20 protein-coding genes are annotated in these 25080 nt (G+C 75.0%); 6 read left to right on the forward strand and 14 right to left on the reverse strand.

Going from position 1 to position 25080, the window contains the following annotated elements:
• Nucleotides 1-186: 186 nt before the first annotated feature.
• Nucleotides 187-642 carry a Zn-ribbon domain-containing OB-fold protein gene (locus ACZ4M8_RS21340; protein WP_467609624.1) on the reverse strand — a complete coding sequence of 152 codons (456 nt, stop codon included), beginning with the start codon at nucleotides 640-642 and terminating at the stop codon, nucleotides 187-189.
• Nucleotides 639-1091 (reverse strand): DoxX family protein, encoded by a 453-nt coding sequence (locus ACZ4M8_RS21345; RefSeq protein ID WP_467609626.1) that lies wholly within the window; start codon nucleotides 1089-1091, stop codon nucleotides 639-641. Before ACZ4M8_RS21345 ends, ACZ4M8_RS21340 begins: the two co-directional genes overlap by 4 nt.
• Nucleotides 1092-1815: 724 nt before the next feature.
• Here ACZ4M8_RS21345 and ACZ4M8_RS21350 point away from each other — a divergent pair.
• Together ACZ4M8_RS21350 and ACZ4M8_RS21355 are read left to right on the forward strand one after the other, a co-directional pair.
• Entirely contained in the window at nucleotides 1816-4065 is a 2250-nt protein-coding gene (locus tag ACZ4M8_RS21350) for an acetate--CoA ligase family protein (RefSeq protein WP_467609628.1), read from the forward strand.
• Between the two features lie 313 nt (nucleotides 4066-4378).
• Nucleotides 4379-5341 (forward strand): enoyl-CoA hydratase/isomerase family protein, encoded by a 963-nt coding sequence (locus ACZ4M8_RS21355; protein WP_467609630.1) that lies wholly within the window; start codon nucleotides 4379-4381, stop codon nucleotides 5339-5341.
• 6 nt (nucleotides 5342-5347) lie between these two features.
• On the opposite strand, the gene ACZ4M8_RS21360 is transcribed toward ACZ4M8_RS21355, so the two are convergent.
• The 3 genes from ACZ4M8_RS21360 to ACZ4M8_RS21370 all read right to left on the reverse strand — a co-directional run bounded on the left by ACZ4M8_RS21360 (nucleotide 5348) and on the right by ACZ4M8_RS21370 (nucleotide 6871).
• Entirely contained in the window at nucleotides 5348-5545 is a 198-nt protein-coding gene (locus ACZ4M8_RS21360; RefSeq protein WP_467609632.1) for a hypothetical protein, read from the reverse strand.
• Between the two features lie 97 nt (nucleotides 5546-5642).
• Nucleotides 5643-6308 carry a hypothetical protein gene (locus tag ACZ4M8_RS21365; RefSeq protein ID WP_467609634.1) on the reverse strand — a complete coding sequence of 222 codons (666 nt, stop codon included), beginning with the start codon at nucleotides 6306-6308 and terminating at the stop codon, nucleotides 5643-5645.
• A gap of 8 nt (nucleotides 6309-6316) precedes the next feature.
• Nucleotides 6317-6871: an RNA polymerase sigma factor gene (locus ACZ4M8_RS21370; protein WP_467609636.1), complete on the reverse strand. Its 555-nt coding sequence runs from the start codon at nucleotides 6869-6871 to the stop codon at nucleotides 6317-6319.
• 217 nt (nucleotides 6872-7088) lie between these two features.
• Here ACZ4M8_RS21370 and ACZ4M8_RS21375 point away from each other — a divergent pair, with 217 nt between their 5' ends.
• A complete protein-coding gene (locus ACZ4M8_RS21375) occupies nucleotides 7089-7739 on the forward strand; it encodes a flavin reductase family protein (protein ID WP_467609638.1) in 651 nt (216 codons plus the stop codon).
• Between the two features lie 120 nt (nucleotides 7740-7859).
• Here the strand turns inward: ACZ4M8_RS21375 and ACZ4M8_RS21380 are convergent, their stop codons facing one another.
• Nucleotides 7860-8933 (reverse strand): alcohol dehydrogenase catalytic domain-containing protein, encoded by a 1074-nt coding sequence (locus ACZ4M8_RS21380; RefSeq protein ID WP_467609640.1) that lies wholly within the window; start codon nucleotides 8931-8933, stop codon nucleotides 7860-7862.
• A 177-nt stretch (nucleotides 8934-9110) separates the two neighbouring features.
• Nucleotides 9111-10022 (reverse strand): SDR family oxidoreductase, encoded by a 912-nt coding sequence (locus ACZ4M8_RS21385; protein ID WP_467609642.1) that lies wholly within the window; start codon nucleotides 10020-10022, stop codon nucleotides 9111-9113.
• 96 nt (nucleotides 10023-10118) lie between these two features.
• Here ACZ4M8_RS21385 and ACZ4M8_RS21390 point away from each other — a divergent pair, with 96 nt between their 5' ends.
• Nucleotides 10119-11045: a cyclase family protein gene (locus ACZ4M8_RS21390; RefSeq protein ID WP_467609644.1), complete on the forward strand. Its 927-nt coding sequence runs from the start codon at nucleotides 10119-10121 to the stop codon at nucleotides 11043-11045.
• A 106-nt stretch (nucleotides 11046-11151) separates the two neighbouring features.
• Here ACZ4M8_RS21390 and ACZ4M8_RS21395 read toward each other — a convergent pair whose 3' ends face one another.
• The 6 genes from ACZ4M8_RS21395 to ACZ4M8_RS21420 all read right to left on the reverse strand — a co-directional run bounded on the left by ACZ4M8_RS21395 (nucleotide 11152) and on the right by ACZ4M8_RS21420 (nucleotide 20101).
• Nucleotides 11152-11658 (reverse strand): ATP-binding protein, encoded by a 507-nt coding sequence (locus ACZ4M8_RS21395; RefSeq protein WP_467609646.1) that lies wholly within the window; start codon nucleotides 11656-11658, stop codon nucleotides 11152-11154.
• A gap of 449 nt (nucleotides 11659-12107) precedes the next feature.
• Nucleotides 12108-13223, reverse strand: a complete 1116-nt coding sequence (locus ACZ4M8_RS21400) for an acyl-CoA dehydrogenase family protein (protein ID WP_467609648.1) — start codon at nucleotides 13221-13223, stop codon at nucleotides 12108-12110.
• 8 nt (nucleotides 13224-13231) lie between these two features.
• Complete coding sequence (locus ACZ4M8_RS21405; protein WP_467609650.1) at nucleotides 13232-14386, reverse strand: acyl-CoA dehydrogenase family protein; 1155 nt, start codon at nucleotides 14384-14386, stop codon at nucleotides 13232-13234.
• A gap of 7 nt (nucleotides 14387-14393) precedes the next feature.
• Complete coding sequence (locus tag ACZ4M8_RS21410) at nucleotides 14394-15632, reverse strand: amidohydrolase family protein (protein ID WP_467609652.1); 1239 nt, start codon at nucleotides 15630-15632, stop codon at nucleotides 14394-14396.
• A gap of 133 nt (nucleotides 15633-15765) precedes the next feature.
• Entirely contained in the window at nucleotides 15766-17889 is a 2124-nt protein-coding gene (locus ACZ4M8_RS21415; RefSeq protein ID WP_467609654.1) for a protein kinase family protein, read from the reverse strand.
• Between the two features lie 178 nt (nucleotides 17890-18067).
• On the reverse strand, nucleotides 18068-20101 hold the full coding sequence (locus tag ACZ4M8_RS21420) for a serine/threonine-protein kinase (protein WP_467609656.1): 2034 nt from the start codon (nucleotides 20099-20101) through the stop codon (nucleotides 18068-18070).
• Between the two features lie 187 nt (nucleotides 20102-20288).
• Between ACZ4M8_RS21420 and ACZ4M8_RS21425 the strand changes: the two genes are divergently transcribed.
• Nucleotides 20289-21863, forward strand: a complete 1575-nt coding sequence (locus ACZ4M8_RS21425) for a serine hydrolase domain-containing protein (protein WP_467609658.1) — start codon at nucleotides 20289-20291, stop codon at nucleotides 21861-21863.
• Here ACZ4M8_RS21425 and ACZ4M8_RS21430 read toward each other — a convergent pair.
• On the reverse strand, nucleotides 21800-23506 hold the full coding sequence (locus ACZ4M8_RS21430; RefSeq protein WP_467609660.1) for a glycerol-3-phosphate dehydrogenase/oxidase: 1707 nt from the start codon (nucleotides 23504-23506) through the stop codon (nucleotides 21800-21802). The two genes, ACZ4M8_RS21425 and ACZ4M8_RS21430, sit on opposite strands and share 64 nt — an antisense overlap.
• Before the next feature lie 261 nt (nucleotides 23507-23767).
• On the opposite strand from ACZ4M8_RS21430, the gene ACZ4M8_RS21435 reads away from it, so the two are divergent.
• Nucleotides 23768-25012 (forward strand): nucleotide sugar dehydrogenase, encoded by a 1245-nt coding sequence (locus ACZ4M8_RS21435; protein WP_467610004.1) that lies wholly within the window; start codon nucleotides 23768-23770, stop codon nucleotides 25010-25012.
• Nucleotides 25013-25080: the final 68 nt, after the last annotated feature.

Here is a 25080-nt window from a genome sequence, read left to right on the forward strand (position 1 = left end):
CCCCAGGATGCCTGCGCGCCCGTCGCGGCTGCACCGGCTTTTCCCCGCCGCCCGGCCGGTGGAGAATCGCCCCTGACACCGGCGCTCCCCCCTCGGCACCCCCGGCAGCGGTCGCGGGGCTGCCCGCCGCCGTGGGCGCCACCCGCCACCGAACGCCCCGGCGGCGGCCGGCCCAGGGCCCGGCCCTCACCCCTCCGGCCGGAACACGGGAATCGCCACCCCTTCCGCGCCCTCACCGGCCCCGGCGTCCCGGAACGTGACCCGCAGCGCCATCCCGATACGCAGCGCGGACGCGGGGCAGCCGACGATCTCGGTCATCATCCGGGGCCCCTCGGCGAGGTCCACCACGGCGGCGACGTACGGGACACGCTCCCCGAACGGCGGCAGGTCGTTCCGGTGCACGACCGACCAGGTGTAGAGCGTGGCGTGGCCCCCCGCCCGCTCCCACACCACGTCCTCGCTCCAGCAGTACGGGCAGAACTCGCGCGGATAGTGGTGAGCCGCGCCGCACCCCGCGGCCCGGCACCGCCGCAGCAGCAACCGGCCGGCCGCGGCGGCCTCCCAGTACGGGCGGGTGAACGCGTCGGTCTCCGGCAGATCGAAGCGGACCGTGCCCGTCCCCTTCGCCGTCCCGCCCGTCACCGGAACAGCCCCAGCGCCGCGTCCACCGACCAGACCTGGCCGCACATCGTGAACAGTCCGACCAGCGAGATCAGCGCCATCATCGCGTTCTGCCCCTGCTCCGCCCAGTCGTGGATCATCAACACCAGGTAGAGGAGGTTCAGCAACGCCCCGCCGACCAGCGCGACCGGGGTGAGGACGCCGAGCACCAGCCCCAGCCCGAGGGCCAGTTCCGCGTACACGACGACGTACGCCATCACCTTCGGGCGCGGCCGGACGACCGCGTCGAACCCGCGACGCACCACGGGCCAGCGGTGCTCGGCCGCCACGCCCGCGGCCCAGGCGATACCGGTGCCGCGGCTGAACCACGCCTTCCTGTCCTTGTGCCGCCAGCTCTCCAGCCACCACAGGCCGAGGCCGATACGGAGCACGGCGAGCCATTCGGCCCCGCCGAGCCAGATCGTCTCCATCGCGCGCGTCCTCCTTCGAAATGCCCCGTCGCCGCCCACCGGCCGCCCCGGAGCGCGCCGTCCCCGCTCCGGCCACGACCGGGAGGGGCGGGGAGAGGCCGTGGCCGGTGGGTGTCATGGGACGGCCGAGCCATCGGAATTTCTGACGTAGCGTCAGTTAATGGCGGGGCCAGTTCAGCTGATCCGGGGGCGGGACGCAAGGGGCGGAGCGGGTCGAGCGGGGACCGATCCGAGGCGTGCGGGACGCGGGCCCGGCCGGGCCGGAGCCCGCACTCGACCGCACTCGACCGCACGAGCGGGCGCCCCTCACCGCCAGACCCGGCCGCGCCGAGGCCGGCCCGACCTGGACGGATGGGAGCTGAGCCACGGGCCCGCAAGGAGTCACCCCCGTCGCTCCAGGCCGAGCGAGAAGCGCACCGGGGCCACGCGACCGACGGCCCGGAACCCACCAGGGCCGGTCCGGGCGGGAGGTCGCCCCTGACCCCGCAAAAGGACCGGACGGGTCCGAACCGGAGGCCGGTCCGGGCCGACCGGGAGCGGGTCCGAACCGGAGGCCGGTCCGGGCCGACCGGGAGCGGGGTCGGCCCGTACGCAGACCCAGGCCACCGCGAACGCCCCTGCCAACCTTTCCCGTGCACCCCCATTCCTGACAGACCGTCAGTTCCACTAATCTGACCCAGCGTCAGCAAGGAGAGCCGCCGTCACAGAGGAGCGGGCGACTGCGATGCTTGGATCGACCCACGGCACCCTCAGCACTCACTCCCGCCCGGCCCGCGTCGTGGCCTGCGGGGAGCAACCACCCCACACCGTGCGCGGCCCCGTGAACCCTGCCGGTGGCGGCCCGCCCGGCACCCCGGACGACCTCGACGTCAGCGGCCGGCCGCTGAGCGCCCCCGTACCCGACCTGGACCGCTTCTTCCGGCCCGCCTCGGTCGCGGTCGTCGGCGCGTCCGACAGCGAAGGCCGCCCCAACACCGGCATCACCCGGCAGCTCATCGCCTGGGCCGACCGCGTCGGCGCCCAGCTGCACCCGGTGAACCCCGGACGGGCGGCCGTCTTCGGACGCGCCTGCTGCCCGACCGTCGCCGACCTGCCCGAACCCGTCGATCTCGCGGTGCTGCTCGTCGCCGACCCGGTGCCGGTCATCGAGCAACTGCCCGCGGCCGGAGCGCGGTTCGCGGTGGCGTTCGCCTCCGGGTTCGCCGAGACCGGTGAGGACGGCGCCGCCGCGCAGGAACGGCTCGCCGACGCCGTCCGGCGCTCCGGCATCCGGCTGCTCGGGCCCAACACCAATCTCAACGCCTTCGAGAAGTTCCGCGACGACCTCGACGGACCGGCCATCGCCCTGATCACCCAGTCAGGCCACCAGGGCCGCCCGGTATTCGCCCTCCAGGAGCTGGGCATCCGCCTCTCGCACTGGGCCCCGACCGGCAACGAGGCCGATCTGGAGACCGCCGACTTCCTCTCCTACTTCGCCTCCCGCCCGGAGACCGGCGCCATCGCCGCGTATGTCGAAGGGCTCAAGGACGGCCGCAGCTTCCTCCTCGCCGCCGACCACGCCGCCCGCCGGGGCGTACCGGTCGTCGCCGTGAAGGTGGGACGCACCGAGACCGGCGCCCGTACGGCCGCCTCCCACACCGGCAAACTCACCGGCGCGGACGGTGTCATCGACGCGGCGATGCGGCAGTTCGGCGTCATCCGCGTGGACGGTCTGGACGAACTCCAGGACACGGCGGCGCTGCTGGCCAGGGCCCGGAAACCGCTCGCCGACGGCGTCGCGGTCTATTCGATCTCCGGGGGCACCGGCGCCCACTTCGCGGACCTGGCGACCGCCGCCGGACTGCACCTGCCCGTGCTCCCCGACGCCAAGCAGACCGAACTGCACCAGTGGATACCCGGCTACCTGAACGTCGCCAACCCGATCGACAACGGCGGCCACCCCGTCGGCGATCACCGTGGCCCGAAGATCATCGACGCGATCCTCGACGATCCGTCCATCGGCGTACTGATCTGCCCGATCACCGGACCGTTCCCGCCGATGAGCGACAAACTCGCCCAGGACCTCGTGGCCGCCGCCGAGCGCACCGACAAGCTGGTGTGCGTGGTGTGGGGCTCGCCCGTCGGCACCGAGGAGGCGTACCGCACCACGCTGCTGGGCTCCTCGCGGGTGGCGACCTTCCGTACCTTCGGCAACTGCGTCACCGCCGTCCGCGCCTACCTCGGCCACCACCGCTTCACGGACGGCTACCGCTCCCCCTTCGACGACGCCCCGCGCACCCTCTCGCCCTCCGCCCGCAAGGCCCGCGCCCTGATGCGACCGGGCACCCGGCTCAGCGAGCACGCCGCGAAACAGCTGCTGCGCGCCTACGGCATCCGTGTACCGCGCGAGCAGCTGGTGACCAGCGCGGCGGCGGCGGTCCGGGCGGCGGGCCTGGTCGGCTACCCCGTCGTCATGAAGGCGTCCGGGGCGCAGCTGGCGCACAAGAGCGAACTCGGCCTGGTCAAGGTGGGGCTGACCTCCGCCAGCCAGGTCCGCGACGCCTACCGCGAGCTGACCGAGATCGCCCGCTGCGAGGGCATACCGCTGGACGGGGTGCTCGTCTGCCAGATGATCGAACGGGGCGTCGAGATGGTCGTCGGCGTCACCCGCGACAGCCTCTTCGGGCCGACGGTGACGGTCGGGCTCGGCGGCGTACTGGTGGAGGTGTTGCGGGACGTGGCGGTCGGCGTACCGCCCTTCGGGGAGGAGCAGGCCCGCGCGATGCTCGGCGAACTGCGCGGCCACGCCCTGCTGGAGGGCGTCCGGGGCGCACCACCGGCCGATGTGGACGCGCTGGTGGAGGTGGTGCTGCGGGTCCAGCGGATGGCGCTCGAACTCGACGGCGACCTCGCGGAGCTGGACATCAACCCGCTCGTGGTGCTCCCCCGGGGCCAGGGCGCGGTCGCCCTGGACGCCCTCGCCGTCTGCCACTGACCGGCCCGGCCCCGGCCCGCCCCCGGGGCCGCCCGCCGCCCCCGGCACCACTCCCGCCGGCCCAGGAGACCGCACCGTACGCCCCGGACCACCCGCCGCACCGCCCACCGGGCCACTCGGCGGGCCCGGCACCACGCCCACCGGCCCGGACCACCCCGCCTCGCACCCCGCCGGACCCGGCGACCGCACCGCACACCCCGCGGGCGCAGGCCGCCCCGCACCCCCGGCCGGCCCCGGCATCCGCGCCCTCTCCAGGCGCCGCCCCCACCAGCGCGGCAGCCACCGCACCCACCCCGTCAGGAGCCACGCCCCCATGACCTCCGCCCCCTTCTCCCCCGATTCCCCCGGTACGTCCGCCGCGTCCGGCCCGGCCGGGCCCGGGGCTCCCGGGCCTACCGGCGGCCCCGGGCCCCGTACGGACACAAGCTCTCCGGACCGCGCGCAGGCGGCGGACGGCGCCCCCGGCCCGGCGGCCGACGCGACGGATTCCTTGATACTGCACACCACTGACAACGGCGTCGCCACACTCACCCTCAACCGGCCCGACGCCCATAACGCCCTCACCCCCGACCAGCGCGAACGGCTGATCGACCAGCTCGCCGAAGCCTCCGCGGACCCGGCGGTGCGGGCCGTGCTGATCACCGCGCGGGGCAAGGGATTCTGCGCCGGAGCGGACCTGCGGGCCCCGCGTGCGGGCGGGTCCGGGGAGCGGGTGGCCGGGGATGTGGCGCGGCTGATCCGGGGCGGTGCGCAGCGGCTCATCGGCGCGGTGCTGGACTGCGAGAAGCCGGTGCTCGCGGCCGTCAACGGCACCGCCGCCGGGCTCGGCGCGCATCTGGCGTTCGCCTGCGATCTGGTGCTCGCCGCCGAATCGGCACGGTTCATCGAGGTGTTCGTCCGCCGCGGTCTGGTGCCGGACGGCGGCGGCGCGTATCTGCTGCCGCGGCTGGTCGGACCGCAGCGGGCGAAGGAGCTGATGTTCTTCGGCGACGCGCTGCCCGCCGCCGACGCCGAACGGCTGGGGCTGGTCAACCGCGTGGTGCCGGACGAGGAGCTGCCGCACCGCGCCCGGGAGTGGGCCGACCGGCTCGCCGCCGCCCCCACCAGGGCGCTCGCCTTCACCAAACAGCTGGTCAACGCGTCCTTGGACGGTGACCGGAGCGCGGCGTTCGCGGCCGAGGCGACCGCCCAGGAGCTGACCATGACCACGGCGGACGCCCAGGAGGGCGTCGCCGCGTTCGTCGCCCGCCGCACCCCCGTCTACCGGGGGCGCTGACGCCCCCTACCGGGTGCGCTGGGCCGGGACCCGGGGCACGGCGGGGCCCGGCGGCCCCTCGCCCGGCGGTCCCGACCGGTCCGGTACGACCCGGTCCACGGCCGCGGGCGCCCCGTCGTCGTCCGCCGTGGACGCCGTGACCGCGCCCGCCGCACCCAGCAGCCCTACGGTGAGGACCCCGGCGCCGACGGCTCCGTTGAACATCGCGCGTACCTTCATCGTCGCTCTCCCGTGCAGTGCGGCCCGGCACCGGTACGGCCGGGCCCGCCGATCCGTAGGACACCGCTCGGGGCGAGCCGTGTCACAGCTTGCTCTCGCGCGCGGTGCACACCGGCACCTCGCGGGTGTTGCGGGTCCGCACCCCGGGCAGCCAGCCCGTCTCGCCCCGCGCCGTGCTGACGCGGTACCAGCGGGTGGAGGTCAGCCCCTGCTCGTCGCGGACCAGGACGCCGTCGGTGACCACGCAGCGGGCCGCCAGGACGTCGCCGTGCCAGACCCGCCCGGCGGCGTTGGCACCGTCGGCGTAGCGCCGGTACGGGTCCTTGGCCAGCCGCAGTCCGCACTCCAGGGTGTGGCTGCCGCGGCAGACCGGTTCGGTGTTGTAGACGGCCACCGGGACGGTCGGGGGCGCGGCCGGACGCGGCTCCCCGCCACCGGGGCGCACCGCCCACCACACCCCGAGCGTGACCGCCGCGACCGCCGCGGCGACCACGAACGCCGTCGCCGGCGGCCTGCGTCGGAGCGGTATGAAGGCGACCGCGCGCCGCTCGGACGGTGTCCGGCGGACCCGCTCCCACAGGCCCGGGGGCGTCCCGATCGCCTGGTCGGCGCGGTGCAGCCGCTCGCGCAGCAGCGCCACGGCGTCGTCCTCGCCGCCCGGTCCGCCGGCGCGGTCCACGGCGCCGGGGCCGCCACCGCCGTGGCCGGATACGGTCTGTGCTCCGTCGTTTCCGCGTCCCGTGTCCACCGCGCCGGTCACCTCTCCGCCCGTCCCTGCGCCGATTGAACGAGGTGGGCGCGGAGCCTGTCCAGGGCGCGGGCCCGGTGCCGGGCCGCCGTCCCGCGGTGCACCTTCATGATCTTGGCCGCCTGGTCGAGGGTGTAGCCGTCGAGGTCGACGAGGATGACGATGCCCGCCTGGCGGTGGGTGAGCATGCCCAGCAGCCGTACCGCCTCCAGTTCGGCGTGGCGGTGCTCCAGACCGCCGTCCCACCCGCCGTCCGCCGGTGCGGCCTCCTCGTCGAACCCGTCGACGGCGTCGACCAGCACCTGACGGCCGGCCTTGCGGTAGGCGTCACGGGCGACGTTGAGCGCGGTGGTGAACGCATAGGCGTACGGCTCCGGGTGGGCGAGGAAGCGCTGCGGGCGCCCGGCGAGCTTGAGGTAGGTCTCGTGCACCACGTCCTCCGCGGAGTGGCGCGAGCCCGCCAGCATCACCGCGCGCCGGTAGAGGCGCGGCAGCAGCCCGCAGAAGACCTCGTCGAAGGTCGGTGACGCGGCGGACGCGGATGACGGCATCACATCGGCCATCTACCGGAACCCTCCCCCGTTACTCGGTTACGGTCGCGGCCGGGGTGGACGCTACCCGCACGACGGGCAGCAAATCAGGCCCTTGACGGGCGTCGGCCGAAAATGCCCGCTGTTCCATACTCCCGGGTCGGTAAACCACCCTTGAGGGTCAACTCCCTTTTCCACAGCCCCTCATGGCGGACGAGAACGCTTCACATCTGACGTCCCGTCAGCTTCAATGGGGGCCATGATGGGACATGCGGGAATGGCGGCGGCGGCCGTCCGCTATCTGCGCGCGAACGCCGCCACGACCTCGGCGGACGCACCGCCCACCGCGCCACCGGCGCCCCGCCGGACGCTGCGGGCGGTCCGCGACGGCGAACGTGCCCCGTGCGATCCGGCCGCGTTCCGCGCCGCCCTCGGGCACTTCGCCAGCGGGGTCACGGTCATCACCGCGCCCGCCCCGGCGGAGGGCGGAACCGGCCCCGCCGGATTCGCCTGCCAGTCCTTCGCGTCGCTCTCCCTGGACCCGCCGCTGGTGACGTTCATGGTCGCCCGGACGTCGACGACCTGGCCGCGGATCGCCCGCGCCGGGGTCTTCTGCGTCAATGTGCTGGGCGCCGGGCAGGCCGGGCTGTGCCGGGCGTTCGCGGTCAGCGGGGCCGACAAGTTCGCCGGGGTGCGGCACTCGCACGCGCCGGTGACCGGCGCGCCCCGGCTCGACGCCGTGCCCGCCTGGATCGACTGCACCGTCCACGCGGTGCACACCGGGGGCGACCACCTCGTCGTCGTCGGCCGGGTCGAGGCCCTGGGCACGGACCCGGCGGCGGCGGACGGCGGGCCGCTCCTCTTCCACCGCGGAGCGTTCGGGACCTTCCGGGAGGCGTGAGCCGGGGGCGCGCCCCCGGAGGACGTGCGCTCCTCCCCGTACCCGTACGTCGCACCTCTCCGCACCCGTGAAGGAACGGGCCGGGTCGGCACCCCGGCCCGCCCCCCTACGGACCCGGGCTCACTCCGGGAAGACCAGCACCGCGCGTGCCACCCGGCCGTGGTGGGCGTCGTCCGCCGCGCGGGCGAAGTCCTCCACCGGGTACTCGGCGCTGACCAGTTCGTCGAGGAGGAGGCGGCCCTCGCGGTAGAGGCGGGCGTAGAGGGCGATGTCGCGCTGGGGGCGGGCGGAGCCGTAGCGGCAGCCCAGTATCGACTTGTCGAGATACATCGACGACACCAGGAACGACGCCTCGGCGGTGGCGGGCGGGACGCCCAGCAGCACCGCCTGGCCGTGCCGGTCGAGCAGGTCCACCGCCTGCCGGATGAGGCGGGTGGAGCCCACGCACTCGAAGGCGTGGTCGGCGCCGGTCGGCAGCACCTCCTTCACCGCCTTGACACTGTCGGGGACGGCGGAGGCGTCGATGAAGTGGGTGGCGCCGAACTGCCGGGCCACCGCCTCCTTCGCCGGGTTGGCGTCCACCGCGAGGATCACCGAGGCGCCGGCCAGCCGGGCGCCCTGGAGGACGTTCAGGCCGACTCCGCCGGCGCCGATGACCACCACCGAGTCACCGCGGTCCACCTTCGCCCGGTTGAGCACCGCGCCGACGCCGGTCAGCACCGAGCAGCCGATGAGCGCCGCGGACGCCGCCGGGACACCGGGCGGGATCTTCACCGCCTGCACCGCCTTGACGACGGTCCGCTCCGCGAACGCCGAGTTCGACGCGAACTGGTACAGCGGTGCGCCCCGCCACCGGAACGGCCTGCCGGGCATCCCGATCGCCTTCCGGCACATCGTCGGCCGCCCCCGGTCGCACTCCACGCACGCCCCGCAGTTGGCCAGCGTGGACAGCGCCACCTGATCCCCCGGCCCGACGTGGCCGACGCCCGCGCCGACCGCCTCGACCACTCCGGCGCCCTCGTGCCCGAGCACCAGCGGCGCCGGGAACGGGATCGTGCCGTCGATGACCGAGAGGTCGCTGTGGCACACTCCGGCCGCCCGGACGGCGACCAGCACCTCACCGGGCCCGGGGTCGCGCACCTCCAGGTCGTCCACGACCCGGGGCTTCTCGCCGTCGAAGATGACGCCTCTCATCACAACCTCCGTGGATCGGCCGCCCGGACCGGACGGGACGGACGGGAGGGACGCCGCCCCACGCGGCGCCCCGTGCACCGCCCCGCGGGCGGGAACCGGCCGGGCGCCGGGCCCGCCGCCCCCGCGCCGCGGTCCGCACCCGGCGGCCCCGCCGCACCGCCCGGGGACGGGGCGGGCTCAGCGGTTGGGCCGCTCCCCCTTGGCCGCCGCCGCGGCCATCGCCTCCAGTTGCGCGAGCATCGGCATCGGATCCGTACCGACGGTGCCCGGCAGCGACGCGGCGAGCTTCTCCGGGGTCCAGCCGTCGGCGCTGTAGGCGGCGCGCAGTTCGCGGGGCTGGGCCCAGACGGCGATCTTGGGACCGGCGACGGTGTAGACCTGCCCGGTGATCCGCTGCTCCCGGGCGTGGTCGCTGAGCAGGTAGACGACGAACGCGGCGACGTCCTCGGGCTCGCCGATCTCCGTCAGCTCCATGGGGACGTTGGCCGACATCCGGGTGCGGGCGACGGGCGCCACGGCGTTGGCCGTCACGCCGTACTTGTGCAGCCCCAGCGCGGCGCTGCGTACCAGCGAGATGATGCCGCCCTTCGCCGAGGCGTAGTTGGCCTGCGCCACGCTGCCCTGGTGGTTGCCGCTGGTGAAGCCGATGAGGGTGCCGTGGCCCTGTTTGCGCATGACGGCTGCGGCGGCGCGGAAAAGGGTGAAGGTGCCCTTGAGGTGGGTGGCGACCACCGGGTCCCACTCCTCCTCGGTCATGTTGAAGAGCATCCGCTCGCGCAGGATCCCGGCGACGCAGACCACACCGTCGAGCCGCCCGTAGTGCTCCAGCGCGGTGTCGGTGATCCGCTGTCCGCCGGCCATGGTGGCGACGTCGTCGGCGACCGCGACCGCCTCGCCGCCCGCCGCGGTGATCTCCTCGACGACCGCCGCCGCGACCTCGCTGCTGGGTTCGGCGCCCTCGACGGAGACGCCGTAGTCGTTGACGACGACACGGGCCCCGTGGGCGGCGCAGGCGAGGGCCACCGCCCGGCCGATGCCGCGCCCCGCCCCCGTGACGGCGATCACCTTGCCGGCCAAGAAGTTGCCCATACCGCGACCCTCCCAGAGTTTCTGACGGACCGTTAGATTTTTGAGCAGTCCCCCCACGAACACAACCCCCCGACCCGGACCAGCCCAGGAGGGCCCGTGCCGCTGCCGCAGGAATTCCACGACCTCGCCCGCCAGGTGAACAACTGGGGCCGCTGGGGCCCGGACGACGAGATCGGCACCCTCAACCTGATCACTCCGGAGACGGTCCGGGCCGCCGCCGCCTGCGTCCGCAGCGGCCACCGCGTCCCGCTCGCCCTGCCGCTGCGCCACGACGGCGTCCAGACCGGCGCCGTCCCCGGCCGGATCAACCCGCTGCACACCATGACCGCCGTCAACCAGGAACTGTTCGGCCCCGGCACCGTCGCCACCTCGGACGACGCAGTCACCATGGGGCTCCAGGCGGGCACCCACTGGGACGGGCTGAGCCACGTCTCGCACTCCGGGCGGCTCTACAACGGGCGGCCGGCCGGCGCCGTCACCGCCCATGCCGGGGCCACCTCGCTGGGCACCGAGAAACTCCCGCCCGTCGTCTCCCGCGGCATCCTGCTGGACGTGGCCCGCGCCCACGGCACCGACCGGCTGCCCGAGGGCCACGCCGTGACGCCCGAAGACCTCGACGCGGCCGAGGAGTTGGCCGGGGCCCGGGTCCGGACGGGCGATGTGGTGCTGGTCCGCACCGGCCAGATGAGGCGCTATCTGGCGGGCGAACGGGAGGCGTACGCGTTTCCCTCACCGGGGCTGTCGGTGCGTACCCCGCGGTGGTTCCACGAGCGGGACGTGGCGGCGGTCGCCAACGACACCCTGACGTTCGAGATCTTCCCGCCGGAGATCGAGGGGCTGTGGCTGGCGGTGCACGCACTGCACCTGGTGGAGATGGGCATGCTCCAGGGCCAGAACTGGAACCTGGAGGAGCTGTCGGAGACCTGCGCGGAGCTGGGCCGCCGCACCTTCCTGCTCTCCGCCGTCGCCGAACCCTTCACCGGCGGCGCGGGCGCCCCCGTCGCCCCCGTGGCCCTGCTCTGACCGGCCCGTCCGCCCCCGGCCCGCGCCCGCCCGTACGCGGCGCGGACCACCGTCCGTCCGGTCCGCGGCGGGCCCGGCGGCGCACCGCCGGACGGCATGGTGAGCGTCAGACGGCGTGGTGGGTGACGCGGTGCGTCCCGCACACACCGGACACCGCGGGGCCACCGGACGCGTACGAGGCGCCCTGGCGCTCCGGGGCGAACGGGAGCGGCTGCCCGCGGTCCACCTCGCACCAGATGCGCTTGCCCGTGCCCTCGGGCTGCCAGCCCCAGCGGTCGGCGAGCCCGTCGACCAGCTCCAGACCGCGGCCGTGGGTGTCGTCGCCGTCGGCGTGGCGGTGGCACGGCGGGCGGGCGCTGGCGTCGGCCACCTCCACCCGCACCGTCCCCACCACGGCACCGGATCCGGAGAAGCACATCCGCAGCACGGCACCGGTGCCCGTGTGGACCACGGCGTTGGTGACCAGCTCCGAGATCAGCAGGATCAGCGTCTCGGACAGCGGCTCATCGGCGCCTATACCCGACCCCGCCAGCCGCGACCGGGCCCACCGCCGGGCCCGCCCCACCTCAGCGGGGTCGGGCCGTACCTCCAACTGCACCTGAAGCACCTGCACCGCTCACACCATCCGAACCGGCGGAAACTTCGCCTTGCGCCTCCACGAGGTCACGGTGCGTGACCCCAACGACGCCCAGCATGGTTGACGTTCCGTCACCCCAACAAGCGCTTCGGGCATATTCCAGCGCAAGGGAGTATGCGTACCGCATACTGTGCGACGCACTTTTTGGGGGAGTCGAACACGGGGAAACCGACCCCCGCGACCAGTACGAGCCCGGCGCACTCCGTCTTCCGGAGCCGTCTCACCGACGCCACCGTGATCGCTGCGCAACAGAACCACTCGCACCCGAGCGAGCGTACCCGAGCGGACCGCCGACTCCCCCGCGTGACGAGTCACGCTCAGGACACAACCCGATATCGACGCTCCGTGACCGAATCTGCGTATCAGAACAGACATTTCGCGCATCGGCTGCAAGAAGCTGACATCCCCTGCGGCTGCGGCGGACATCATCCGGTCAGCAGGCCCGCCGCCAGGCGTTCCTCCGTCTCGCGGGCGTCGCCCCAGCACTCCGCGCGCCACCACGCGCGCTTGAGGTGCAGATGGACCTCCGCCTCCCAGGTGAATCCCATACCGCCGTGCACTTGCAGGCAGTCGCGGGCGTTACGCACCGCCGCGTCGTCGGCGAGCAGTTTCGCGGCGTACGCCTCCTCCTCGCTCTCGGTGACCGCCGCCGCGTACACCGCGGCGCGCGCCGTCTCGGCCCGGACCAGCATCCCGGCGCACAGATGCTTCACCGCCTGGAACGCGCCGATGGGCGCCCCGAACTGCTGGCGTACGCGGGCGTACGCCACGGCCTTCTCCACCGTGCGCGCCGCGCTCCCGAGCTGCTGCGCGGCGGTGAGCAGCGCCGCCTCCCGGCGCATCCGGCGCACGTCCACCGCGGGCCCCGGCAGCGGCTCCCCGCCGTCCGCGGGCACCGGCGCCAGCGGCGTCAGCGGATCGACGGAGGCGGGGCGCGGGCCCCCGGCGCCGGGGGCCGGGCGGAGCACCCGTACCGGGGCGGGGTCGCGCACCTCTGCGACGCGGGCCGGGTGAGCGCCGGCCACGGCGGCACCGGCGCTTCCGGCCCCGCCCGGCCCGCTCCGTACCGCGCCCGCGTCGTCGGGTCCCGCGCCCGGCCCACCGCGAGCCGCGTCCGCGTCACCGTCCGCGCCGCGCCGCCCCGCGCCCGGCAGGACCACCAACTCCGTGCAGTCGTCTGGGTGTTCCCAGAGTCCGGGGCCGCCCGGGGACTCGGTCAGGCCGGCGATCCGGTCGCCGGTGGCGACGCCGTCGAGGTGGCCGGCGAGCAGATGGCAGGCGATCAGCGGGCCGGGGAGCAGGGCCCGGCCGGTCTCCTCGAAGAGCAGGGCCGCCTCGGGCAGGCCGAGGCCGACGCCGCCGTCGGACTCCGGGAGCCGGAGGGCGAAGAGTCCGGCGGCGCCCAGCTCCCGCCACAGCGCGCGGTCCAGGGCCGGTGCCGCGACGGCCGCGCGCAGCCGCTCCGGGCCGAACCGCCCGGCCAGCAGCGCCCGCATACCGTCCCGCAACTCCCCTTGTTCTGCAGTGAGTTGGAAGTCCACGGCCCGTCTCACCGCCCCTTCGGCAGGCCGAGGATCCGCTCGGCGACGATGTTCCGCTGAATCTGCGAGGTGCCGGCCGCGATGGTGTACGAGAGGGACGCCAGGCGGGCCGCGACCCATTCGTGGTCCGCGTCGAGCGCCCCGGCGCCCAGCACCTCGGCCGCCGTGTCGTACAGCTCCTGGCGGGCGTGGGAGTAGCGGAGTTTGAAGACGGACGCGCCGGCGCCCGGGACGCCGCCGCCGCGCTGGGCGGCGCTGACGTTCCACTGGGTCAGCCGCCACAGCGCGGTGAACTCGGCGGTGAGCCGCCCCAGCCGGCGGCGGAGCACCGCGTCGTCCCAGCGGCCGTTCTCCCGTGCGGTGCGGGCCAGTTCGCCGAGCACCCGCCGGCAGGCGACGACCTCGCCGACGAAGGCGGTGCCGCGTTCGAACGAGAGCGTGACCATCGTGACCCGCCAGCCGTCGTTCTCCGCCCCGACCCGGTGGGCCGCCGGGATGCGGACACCGTCGAGGAACACCTCGGCGAACTCGGTGGACCCGGCGAGGGTGCGCAGCGGCCGGACGGTCACCCCGGGCGCGTCCATCGGCATGGCGAGCCAGGTGATGCCGCGGTGGCGGGGAGCGCCGGGGTCGGTGCGGACCAGCAGTTCGCACCAGTCGGCGACCTCGGCGTGCGAGGTCCAGATCTTGCTGCCGGTGACCACGTAGGCGTCGCCGTCGCGGACCGCTCGGGTGCGCAGTGCCGCCAGGTCCGATCCGGCGTCCGGTTCACTGAAGCCCTGGCACCAGATCTCGTCGCCGCGCAGGATCGGCGGCAGCCAGCGGGCGCGCTGGGCCGCGGTGCCCTCGGCGGCGAGCGTCGGCCCGGCGTGCAGCAGCCCGACGAAGTTCGCCCCGACGTACGGCGCCCCGGCGCGTTCGGTCTCCTCCAGGAAGATCAGGTGCTGGGTCGGGGTGGCGCCGCGCCCGCCCGCGTCGGCGGGCCAGTGCAGTCCGGCGTAACCGGCGTCGTACAGCATCCGCTGCCAGGTGGTGTCGTAGGCGCGGCGGCCCGGCCAGTCGTGCGGGTCCGCCGGCGGCGGGAGCGCCGGGAGCGCCGTGGCCAGCCAGCGGCGCAGTCCGGCGCGGAACTCCTCCTCCTCGTCCGTGTACGTGAGGTCCACGGGCGGCCTACCGGTCCAGGTCCAGGCCGAGCATGCGGATGGCGTTACCGCGCATCAGCTTGTACACGGTCGTGTCGTCGAGGCCCTTCACATGGTCGAGGGCGACCTCCTTGGTGTGCGGGAAGGTCGAGTCGACGTGCGGGTAGTCGGTCTCGAAGGTCGCGTTGTCCACGCCGACGGTGTCCAGCGAGGCGACGCCGTGCCTGTCGCGGAAGAAGCAGCAGAAGATCTGCCGGTAGTAGTACGTGGACGGCGGCTCGGGGATCAGCTCGCGCACACCGCCCCAGGCCCGGTGTTCCTCCCATACGTCGTCGGCGCGCTCCAGGGCGTACGGGATCCAGCCCATCTGGCCCTCGCTGTAGGCGAGCTTGAGCCGCGGGTGTCGCACGAGGACGCCGCTGAAGAGGAAGTCCATCATCGACGCCATGGCGTTGTTGAAGGAGAGCGACGCCTGGACGGCGGGGGGCGCGTCCGGGGAGGCGGCGGGCATCTGGGACGACGAGCCGATGTGCATGTTGACGACGGTCCCGGTCTCCTCGCACACCGCGAAGAACGGGTCCCAGTACCCGGAGTGGATCGACGGCAGCCCGAGGTGGGTGGGGATCTCGGAGAACGTCACGGCCCGGACGCCGCGCGCCGCGTTCCGCCGGATCTCGGCGACCGCCAGCTCCACGTCCCACAGCGGGATCAGGCAGAGCGGGATCAGCCGCCCGCCGCTGTCCCCGCACCACTCCTCGACCATCCAGTCGTTGTAGGCCCGTACGCAGGCGAGGGCGACCTCCTTGTCACGTGCCTCGGCGAAGGTCTGGCCACAGAAGCGCGGGAAGGTCGGGAAGCACAGGCTCGCCTCGACGTGGTTGAGGTCCATGTCCGCCAGCCGCGCCTTCGGGTCCCAGCAGCCGCGCCGCATCTCGGCGCGGGTGATGCCCTCCAGCGTCATGTCGTCGCGGTCGAAGCCGACGGCGGCGATGTTCCGCTTGTACGGGAACTTGAGGTCCTCGTAGAGCCACCAGTCGGTCGGCGGGCCGTCGGGGTCCATGGTGATGACGTACTTGCCGCCGGTGTACGCCAGTTCGCCGATGCCGGCGGTGTGCGGCTTGGGGCCGCGCTCGCGGTAGCGGCGCGGCAGCCAGGTCTCGAAGAGGTGCGCGGGCTCGATCACGTGGTCGTCGACGCTGATGATGCGCGGTAGTTCCACCCAAATCCCCTCACCCGGACCGGCGGGATCCGCTGCCCGATCCGCCATATCTGATGCTCCGTCAGATATGAGGCTAGCCCCGGCCGTACGAGGGCGACAAGGCTCAAGGACGGGGCGCGCGGACGCACGGCGGCCCGGCCCCGCGCACGGGAGCCGGGCCGTGAAAGGGCCGCCGGGAAGGTCAGTTGGGCCGGTAGGTGCCCGTGGCCTGGTCGTAGAGACGGTCGACGGTGCGGCTGCCGGACTTCGGGCCGCTCACCTGGACGAGGTGGTAGCGGCCCTGGTGGATCATGACGAAATTGCGGGCGTAGACCTCGCGGCCGCCGCCGTCCTTCCAGCTGAAGCCGCCCTCGGCCATCGCCGTCCGCCCGACGTCCATCCGCCGCAGCCCGGACGCCGTCGCCCAGGAGGAAGCGCGGTACGCCGCCAGCTCCGGCTCCTTGTCCTGCTGGTAGGCGAGCGGATCGGCGCCGAACGCGGCGACGGTGTCCCGGCCCGGCACCACCAGCAGTGCGTAGCCGCCGCCGGTGTACCGGATCCGGCCGTGGCCGTCCCGCCCGTGGCGCCGCCAGTCCGCGCGCACCGCGACCTGGAAACCGGCCGGGTCCTTGCGGACCGCGAAGCCCGTGGCGAGCCCGGCGGGGGTGGTGGTCTGCGGGCTGCCCGCCTCGGGCCCGCCACGCCCGCCGTCCGGGACGGTGGCCGACGGCGACGGGGCGCCCGCGCCCGTACGACCACGGCCCTCCTCCCCCGCCTTCGGCAGGAACAGCACGGCGAACGCCACCGCGCCCACCACCAACAGCAAGATCGCCACCAGCAGCAGCCGGCCCAGATGGCGCGGGCCACGGGCGCGCGGCGGCTTCGGCGACCGGCCCGGCGCGGGCGCCGCGAGGCCCGGCGGTTCCTGCCCGGCCGCCACCGCGCGGGGCGTACGCCCGGGACGCTTCGGTGCCGGAGCGGTCCGTGCCGGCGCGGCGCCCCGGCCCCTCTTCTCCTTGCGGACCAGCTCACCGCGGCGGCGGACCACCGGAAGGCGCCGCTGATCGGCGCCCGCACCGCGTGCGGGGAGGATGACGAGGCCACCGTCCCGCTCCGGTTCGGCCGCGCCGCGGGTCACCTCGCGCAACACCGCGAGCAGCGGTCCGGGGGCGGGCCGGGCGGCCGGGTCCGGGCCGAGCAGCGCCTCGACGGCGGGCCGCAGCGGGCCGCAGGCCCCGGCGGGCGCCGGACGGTGCGCGCACACCATCCGCGCCAGCTCCGCCGCGCTCTCCTCCGGGTACGGCGGACGGCCCTGCACACACCGGAACAGCAGCGCGCCGAGCGCCCACAGGTCGGTACCGCTGCCCACGGCGCCGGAGCACCCGGCCGGAGCCGCCTGCTCCGGCGCCCACCGCTCGGTGACCGGCCCGACGACCGCCAATCTCATCTCCCGCACCCGCTCCGCGAGCAGCCCGCCCGCCCCGGGACCGGCGTCCACGGGGACGGGGAGCGCGGGGGCGGACCCGACGGGGGCGGGGCCCACCGGAGCCGGGCCGCCTCCGGCCGGATCCGCGGGGGCCGCGCCCCCCTTGGTCAGCACCGCGGGGGCCGCAGCCGTACGGGACGCGCCGCCCTCGGCGGAACCCGTGGACGCTCCGGCGGTCTCCCCCGCGCCGTCCTCCGGCTCCGGGCCCCGCGCCGGGGGCACCGCCACGGCCGGCGCCGCGGCCGGCATCGGCTCCGTCCCGCACAGCGCCTCCTGGGCCGCGCCCACCGCCAGACCGCTCAGCACCGCGCGGCCGTCGTCGCAGATCAGGACCGTACGGTCGGTGACATTGCGGTGCACCCAGCCGCGGGCGTGCAGGGCGCGCAGAGCGGTGAGGACGTCCGCGCCGATCTCGGCGGCGCGCTGCGGCGGCAGCGGTCCCTCGGCGAGCAGCGCGGCGAGCGGCCGGGCGGCGATCAGCTCACCGGCGATCCAGAGCGAACCGTCCGCCACGAAGACGTCGAAGACCTGGTCGAGCAGCGGATGGTCGGGCAGCTCCGCGGCCCGCCGCGCCGCCAGGAACGCGCGGCGCGCCACCGGGTCCCGCGGATCGCGCAGCGCCTCCCGCGCCGCGCCGGGCCGCCCGGGGCCCGGCCACCCGCCCGAGCCCGCGTCGGCGAACTCCGCCTCCACCACCTCGGGCAGCGGCACCTGACGCAGCAGCACCTCCTGCGAGCTGAGCGTGTCGAGGGCGCGGAACGCCGTGGCGCCGTCGCCGCCCCCGGGCCGCGGCGGCAGGCGGTAACGCTCCGCGAGCACCTGCCCCGCGTACCGCTCCACGACGCCTCCCCTGCGTATGTGCCGCGCCGGACCCGCACGGGCCCGGCGTACCCCCACGGGCGCCCGCCGGACCGCCCGCCCCGGGCCCGCACCCCGCGGGCCCGAACAGCCTTGTGAATCTCACGATACGTGCCCGGGGCGGGGGCCGCGGCCCGCTCCGGGCGAACGCGCCGCGCCGTCAGTCCTTGATGGCGAACGTCGCGAAGGCGGTGTCCCGCAGCTTCTTGCACTCCGCGTCCGACCAGGCGTCCGCCTCGCAGGTGATCATGATCGCGTAGCCGTGGTCGTCGTCCGCGCGGAAACCGCGGTTGAGCACCCGCACCTTCTGCCCGTGCGAGCTGCGGGTGAACGACCAGTCGGCGACCGTCGGGTAACCCCGCCAGTCCACCGGCTTGATGGCGATGCGGTGGTAGCCGGGCGTCGAACCGCGCACCGCGGACTCCTGGCTCCGCCAGGCGGCCGCCGCGTCCTTGCCGGGCGAGGCGTTGTAGTCGATCTGGATCCGCGGGAAGCCGTCGGAGTCCTTGCCGAAGATGGCGCCGGAGTTCTGCCCCGCGGTGGCGATACGGCGCCAGCCCTCGGGCATCGCCACCCGGAAGTGGAAGTCGCCGTTGGTGACGTTCGCGTACCCGTCGGGCAGCGCGTCCTTCCCGCCGCCGTCCTTGCCGTCGTCCTTCGCGCCGCCGGAGCCGGGCGTTGACGGCGCGTCACCGGACGGGGAGCCCTTGCCGCCGTCCGGGGTCCCGCCGCCCGAGGCGTGCGTCTGCGCCGCCGTCGCCTCGATGTCCTTGCCCGCGGCCGCGCCCTTGCCGGAGTCGCCGCCGGACAGCGCGAACCCGAGGATCGCGGCCAGCACGGCGAGCGCCACGACCACCGCGATGATGACGAGCGTGCGGCGCGGCACCACATCGGTGACCGAGGCCCGCGGCGGCCGACCGCCGCCCGCGCCGGTACCGGAACCCGCGCCGGACCCCGCGCCGTTCCGTGCCGCGGCCGCCTTCGACGCCGCCGATGAAGCCGCCGACGAAGCCGAGGACGCCGCCGACGCCGCGGCCGCGCGCACCGTCTTCAGCGCGTCACGCATCCGCTCCTTGGCCGCCTCGCTGTCGAAGCCCGGCCGGTCGCCCGCCGTCTTCCCGGGCGCGCCGCCCTTGGCCGTACCGCTCCCGGCGGCCGGCTTCGCCGCGGCCGGAGCCGACGCGGGCGAGGCGGGCGACGCGGCCGCCTTCGGCGGGGCCTTCGGCTTCTTCGGCCTGGGACGGGCCGGCTTCGGCGCCGCCTTCGGCTTCGCCACCGGCCGCGGCGGCGCCTCCTCGGGCACCACCGGCAGCGTCATCGCCCGCGTCGCGTCGAGCGGCGGCTCGCTCTCCTCCGGGCCGTGCGCGACCTTCTCCAGCAGCACCCGCGCCCCGGCGTCGTCCAACCGCCCGTCCGGGTCCTTGACCAGCAGTCCGAGGATCACGTCCGCCAGCGCGCCGGCGTGCTTGGGCGGCTCGACCGGCTCGGTCATCACCGCCGTCAGCGTCGCGATGGCCGACCCCTTGTCGTACGGCGGTACGCCCTCGACGCAGGCGTACAGCAGACCGCCCAGGGACCACAGGTCGGCGGGCGGGCCCGGCTTCTGGCCGCGGGCCCGCTCCGGTGAGATGTACGAGGGGGCGCCGACGAGCATGCCGGTGGACGTCACCGACGGGTCGCCCTCGACCTGCGCGATACCGAAGTCGGTCAGCACCACCCGGCCGTCGTCCGACATCAGGACGTTGGAGGGCTTCACATCGCGGTGCAGGATGCCCTCGCGGTGCGCGGCGCGCAGCACGTCGAGGACGGCGAGGCCCACCTCGGCGGCGCGGCGGGTGGTGAGCGGACCGTCGTCGCGCACCAGTTCGGCGAGGGAACGCCCCTCGACCAGCTCCATGACGATCCACGGCCGGTCGTCCTCGTCGACCACGTCGTAGACGGTCACCGCGCCGTTGTTGCGGATCCGGGCGATCGCCTTGGCCTCGCGCAACGTGCGGGTGATCAGGCGGCGCTTCTCGTCCTCCTCCACGCCGCCGGGGAAGCGCAGCTCCTTGACCGCGACCGTGCGGCCCAGCACCTCGTCGCGCGCCCGCCAGACGGTGCCCATGCCGCCGCGGCCGAGGACTCCGGCGAGCCGGTACCGGCCGGCGAGCAGCCTGCCCTCCTTGCCGTCCATCTCGACCTCGTCGCCCACTGAATCCCCTCTGCAATCCAGCCGAGTTGGCAGCCCCGATTCCCATCGGCGCCAAACTGGTCAACTCGGACAACCCACCCTGGCAGAGCCTTCATTCTCTCTCATCCGCGGGGGTGCGGAAGGCCCGGGGCCGTGACGTACAGTGCCGCGCGCACCCGCCTTGACGGCCCGACGGACGGGAGTCCCGATGACGACGCGACGGCCGCGCCCCACCCCCGTGGACGCCGCCCGGCGCCCGCCCGCACGCCCCGCGCGCCGCCGCCCGCCCGCCGCGCGCCCCCTCCTCGCGGCGGCGCTCGCCCTGGCCTGTCTGCTGCTCACCGCCTGTACGCCGCGCCACTACCACCTGCTGGGGCCGCTCACGGTGCCCCGCCCGCCCGACACGACGGGCCCGGCGCTGCGTGCCCTGGTCGCCGCGGGCGCCCCCGGCGCCGCCTCCCTGGTCACCCGGCGGGGGACGTTCGCCGCCGCCCGCTACTCCACCGCCGGCGTCTCCGACCTGCGCACCCGCCGCCCCATGAACCGCGACGACCGCTTCCGGGCGGGCAGTCTCACCAAGACGCTGGTCGCCACCGTCGTCCTCCAGCTCGCCGCCGAGCGGCGGCTGGCCCTGGACGACACCGCGGCCCGGCTGCTGACGACCGGCCACGGACCGCCGCCGGGCCTGCCCCGCTCTGCGCCGGCCCCGCTCTCCCGGGTGACGGTCCGCCAGCTCCTCGCCCACACCAGCGGCCTGTTCAACTACACCGCCGACCCGGCCCTCGCCCGCGACCTGAGCGGCCCCGGCTTCGCCGCCCACCGCTACGACACCCACACCCCGGCCGAGCTGCTGCGCCGCGCCCTGCGCCACCCGCCGACCGCCGCCCCCGGCGCCCGCTACGCCTACTCCAACACCAACTACCTCGCCCTCGGCCTGATCGTCGAGGCGGTCACCGGGCACCGCTACGCCGACGAGATCCGCCGCCGGATCCTCGTCCCCGTCGGCCTGACCGGCACCAGCTTCCCCGGTACCCGTACCGCCCTGCCCCGCCCGCACGGCCGCGGCTACGCCGGCACCGGCCCCCGGCGGACGGACGCCACCGACCTCAACCCCAGCTGGGCCGGGCCCGCCGGGGAGATGGTCACCACCCTCGACGACCTCAACCTCTTCTTCGCCGCGCTCCTCGGCGGCCGGCTGCTCCCCGCCCGCGAGATGGCCGAACTCCGCGACGAGCGCGCCACCCGGGGCGCCTACGGTCTGGGCCTCTACCCCACCCGGCTGCCCTGCGGGGTGACGGTCTGGGGCCACAGCGGCGACATCCCCGGCTCGTACGCCCGCACCGCCGCCTCGGCCGACGGCCGCCACCTCGTCAGCTACCACCTCAACACCGACGCCCTCGGCCCCCGGGCCGACGACGGCACCGTTCTGTCCGCGGAGTTCTGCCCGAAACCGGGCGCGGGGGCCGGCTCCGGGACGGGACCGGGCTCCGGCGCGGAGCCGAGCCCGACACCGAGTCAGGATCCGGGCACGGCAGCGGACGACGCCGCCACCGGTACGGACAGGGCCCCCGGCGCGGACAGAGCTCCCGGCGCGGCAACGGGCGCGCCGCGGGCCGCCGCCCTCGCCGCGCCCGTACCTGGGCCCTCCGCCGCGCCCGCCGCCGGAGCCCGGAGAGCCACCGCCCGGGGAACCGCCCCGGGAGCGCCCCGGCACGCCGTCTACAGCGGCACGATGTCCGGTGCGCCCAGCCGCGCCGCGTCGGCCGTCAGATCGTCGGGCTGACGCTGCGATTCGCGCTCCGCCTCGACCCGCTTCTCGTAGTGCGCGACCTCCTTGTCGACCTGGGCGGCGTCCCAACCCAGCGCCGGGGCCATCAGCTCCGCCGCCTCGCGGGCACAGCGGGTGCCGCGGTCGAAGGTCTCGATGGAGATGCGGGTGCGCCGGGTGAGGACGTCGTCGAGGTGGCGGGCGCCCTCGTGGGTGCAGGCGTACACCACCTCGGCGCGGAGGTAGTCCTCCGCGCCGGTCAGCGGCTCGCCCAGCGTCGGATCGGCCACCACCAGCTCCAGGACCTCCTCGGTCAGCGAGCCGTAACGGTTCAGCAGATGCTCGACGCGGGCCGGGTGCAGTCCGGAGCGGGCCGCGATCCGGGCGCGCGCGTTCCACAGCGCCTTGTACCCCTCGGCGCCGAGCAGCGGCACGTCCTCGGTGACGCACTCCGCCACCCGCTGGTCGAGCCCGTGCACCGCCTCGTCCACCGCGTCCTTCGCCATCACCCGGTACGTCGTGTACTTACCGCCCGCCACCACGACGAGCCCCGGCACCGGGTGCGCGACGGTGTGCTCCCGCGAGAGCTTGCTCGTCGCATCCGACTCCCCGGCCAGCAGCGGCCGCAGACCGGCGTAGACGCCCTCGACGTCGTCCCTGGTCAGCGGGGTGGCGAGGACGGAGTTCACATGCTCCAGCAGATAGTCGATGTCCGCGCTGGAGGCCGCCGGATGCGCCTTGTCGAGGTCCCAGTCGGTGTCGGTGGTGCCGATGATCCAGTGCCGCCCCCAGGGGATGACGAAGAGCACGCTCTTCTCGGTGCGCAGGATCAGCCCGGTCGTGGAGTGGATGCGGTCCTTGGGGACGACCAGATGGATGCCCTTGGAGGCGCGGACGTGGAACTGCCCGCGCTCGTTGATCAGCCCCTGGGTGTCGTCGGTCCACACCCCGGTGGCGTTGACGACCTGCCGGGCCCGCACCTCGTACGTCCCGCCCGACTCGACGTCCTCGACCCGCGCGCCCACCACCCGCTCGCCCTCCCGCAGGAAGGCCACCACCCGCGCGCCGTTGGCGACCGCCGCGCCGTACGACGCGGCGGTACGCACCAGCGTCTCGACGAACCGTGCGTCGTCCATCTGCGCGTCGTAGTACTGCAACGCCCCCACCAGCGCGTCCTTGCGCAGACAGGGCGCGACCCGCAGCGCCCGCTTGTGGGAGAGGTGCCGGTGGACGGGCAGCCCGCGACCGTGGCCGGACGAGAGCGACATCGCGTCGTAGAGCGCCACACCGGAGCCGGCGTAGAAGCGCTCCCAGACGTGGTGCTGGAGCGGGTAGAGGAACGGCACGGGTTTGACCAGGTGCGGGGCGAGCCGCTCCAGCAGCAGCCCGCGCTCCTTGAGCGCCTCGCGGACCAGCGCGAAGTCGAGCATCTCCAGATACCGCAGTCCGCCGTGGATGAGCTTGCTGGAGCGGCTGGAGGTGCCCGCCGCCCAGTCGCGTGCCTCGACGAGCCCGGTGGCGAGCCCGCGGGTCGCCGCGTCGAGCGCGGTGCCGGCGCCGACGACGCCGCCGCCGACCACCAGAATGTCGAGTTCCCGTTCGGCCATCCGGGCGAGCGCCTCGGCGCGCTGCACCGGTCCCAGGGTCGCTGTCTTCACCACTGCCTCCCACTGTGATCGGGGCCACACCCCCGTCGGTCGATTCTGTCCGCGCGGCGCGCCGCTGTCCCCTCGCGCGCCTGCACCGGAAGGGCCGGACGCCGCGCGGCGTCCGGGTGAACGACGGGATCCCGACGCGGCCCCTGCCGCCACCGGCGGCAACACCCCGCCACCTTGATCCACCAATTCCCATTCTGCGGCAAATGTCCACTTAGTCTACTTATGCGTCAATCCGAATCGCTCGGGAAGGGCGGCAGCAGCATGCCCGCAGACCTCGCCGTCATCGGCCTCGGCCACCTCGGACTCCCCCTCGCCCAGGCCGCCACCGCGGCCGGCGTCACCACCGTCGGCTACACCCCCGGTCCGCGCACCGCCCCGCCCACCACCGACGGCCCGCTCACCGCCACCGAACTCCGCCGGCTGACCGCCGCCGGATTCCGCACCACCACCGACCCCGCCGCCCTCGGCCGGGTCCGCACCGCCGTCATCTGCGCCCCCACCCCGCTCGGCCCCGACCGCGCCATCGACCTCACCGCCGTCACCGACGCGGCCCGCACCCTCGCCGCCCACCTGCGCCCGCACACCACCGTCATCCTCGAATCCGCCGCCTACCCCGGCACCACCGAGGACGTCCTGCGCCCCCTCCTGGAGGACGGCTCCGGCCTCACCGCCGGCCGCGACTTCCACCTCGCCTGCTCCCCCGCCCGCCACGACCCCGGCAACCGCACCCACCGGTACGCCAACATCCCCAAGGTCATCGGCGGCCTCACCCCCGCCTGCACCGAAGCCGCCGCCGCCTTCTACGGCCGCCTCACCGACAAGGTCGTCCGTGCCCGCGGCCCCCGCGAGGCCGAGACCACCGGCCTGCTGGAGACCAACTACCGCCACCTCAACATCGCCCTGATGAACGAGATGGCCGTCTTCTGCCACGACATCGGCGTCGACCTCTGGGACGTCATCCGCTGCGCCGAGACCAAACCGTTCGGCTTCCAGGCGTTCCGCCCCGGCCCCGGCGTCGGCGGCCACGCCGCCCCCGTCGACCCCAACTACCTCGCCTACCAGGGCCGTTCCCTCGGCTACCCGCTCCGTATGGTGGAACTGGCCCAGGAGGTCAACGACCGCATGCCCGGCTACATCGCCCGGCGCTGCGCCACCCTCCTCAACGAGCACGGGAAATCCGCCCGCGGCGCCCGCGTCCTGCTCCTCGGCGTCACCTACAAACCCGACATCGGCGACCAGGAAGGCGCCCCCGCCCGCGAGATCGCCGCCCGCCTGCGGGAACTCGGCGCCCACCTCACGTACCACGACCCGTACGTCCCCCACTGGACCGTCCTCGACCACCCCGTCCCCCGCGCCGGCTGTCTCCACGAGGCCGCCGCCGCGGCCGATCTGACGGTCCTGCTCCAGCCGCACCGGACCTACGACCTCCAGGGCCTGTCCGTGAAGGCGCAACTCCTGCTCGACACCCGCGGCGCCACCCCCGCCGGCGCGGCCCACCGGCTCTGACCGGGCCGGCGCCGCGCCCCCGGACATGCGGAAGGGCCCGGCCCACCGTGCTGGTGGTCCGGGCCCTT

It is taken from the genome of Streptomyces sp. NPDC027185 (genome assembly GCF_055567035.1).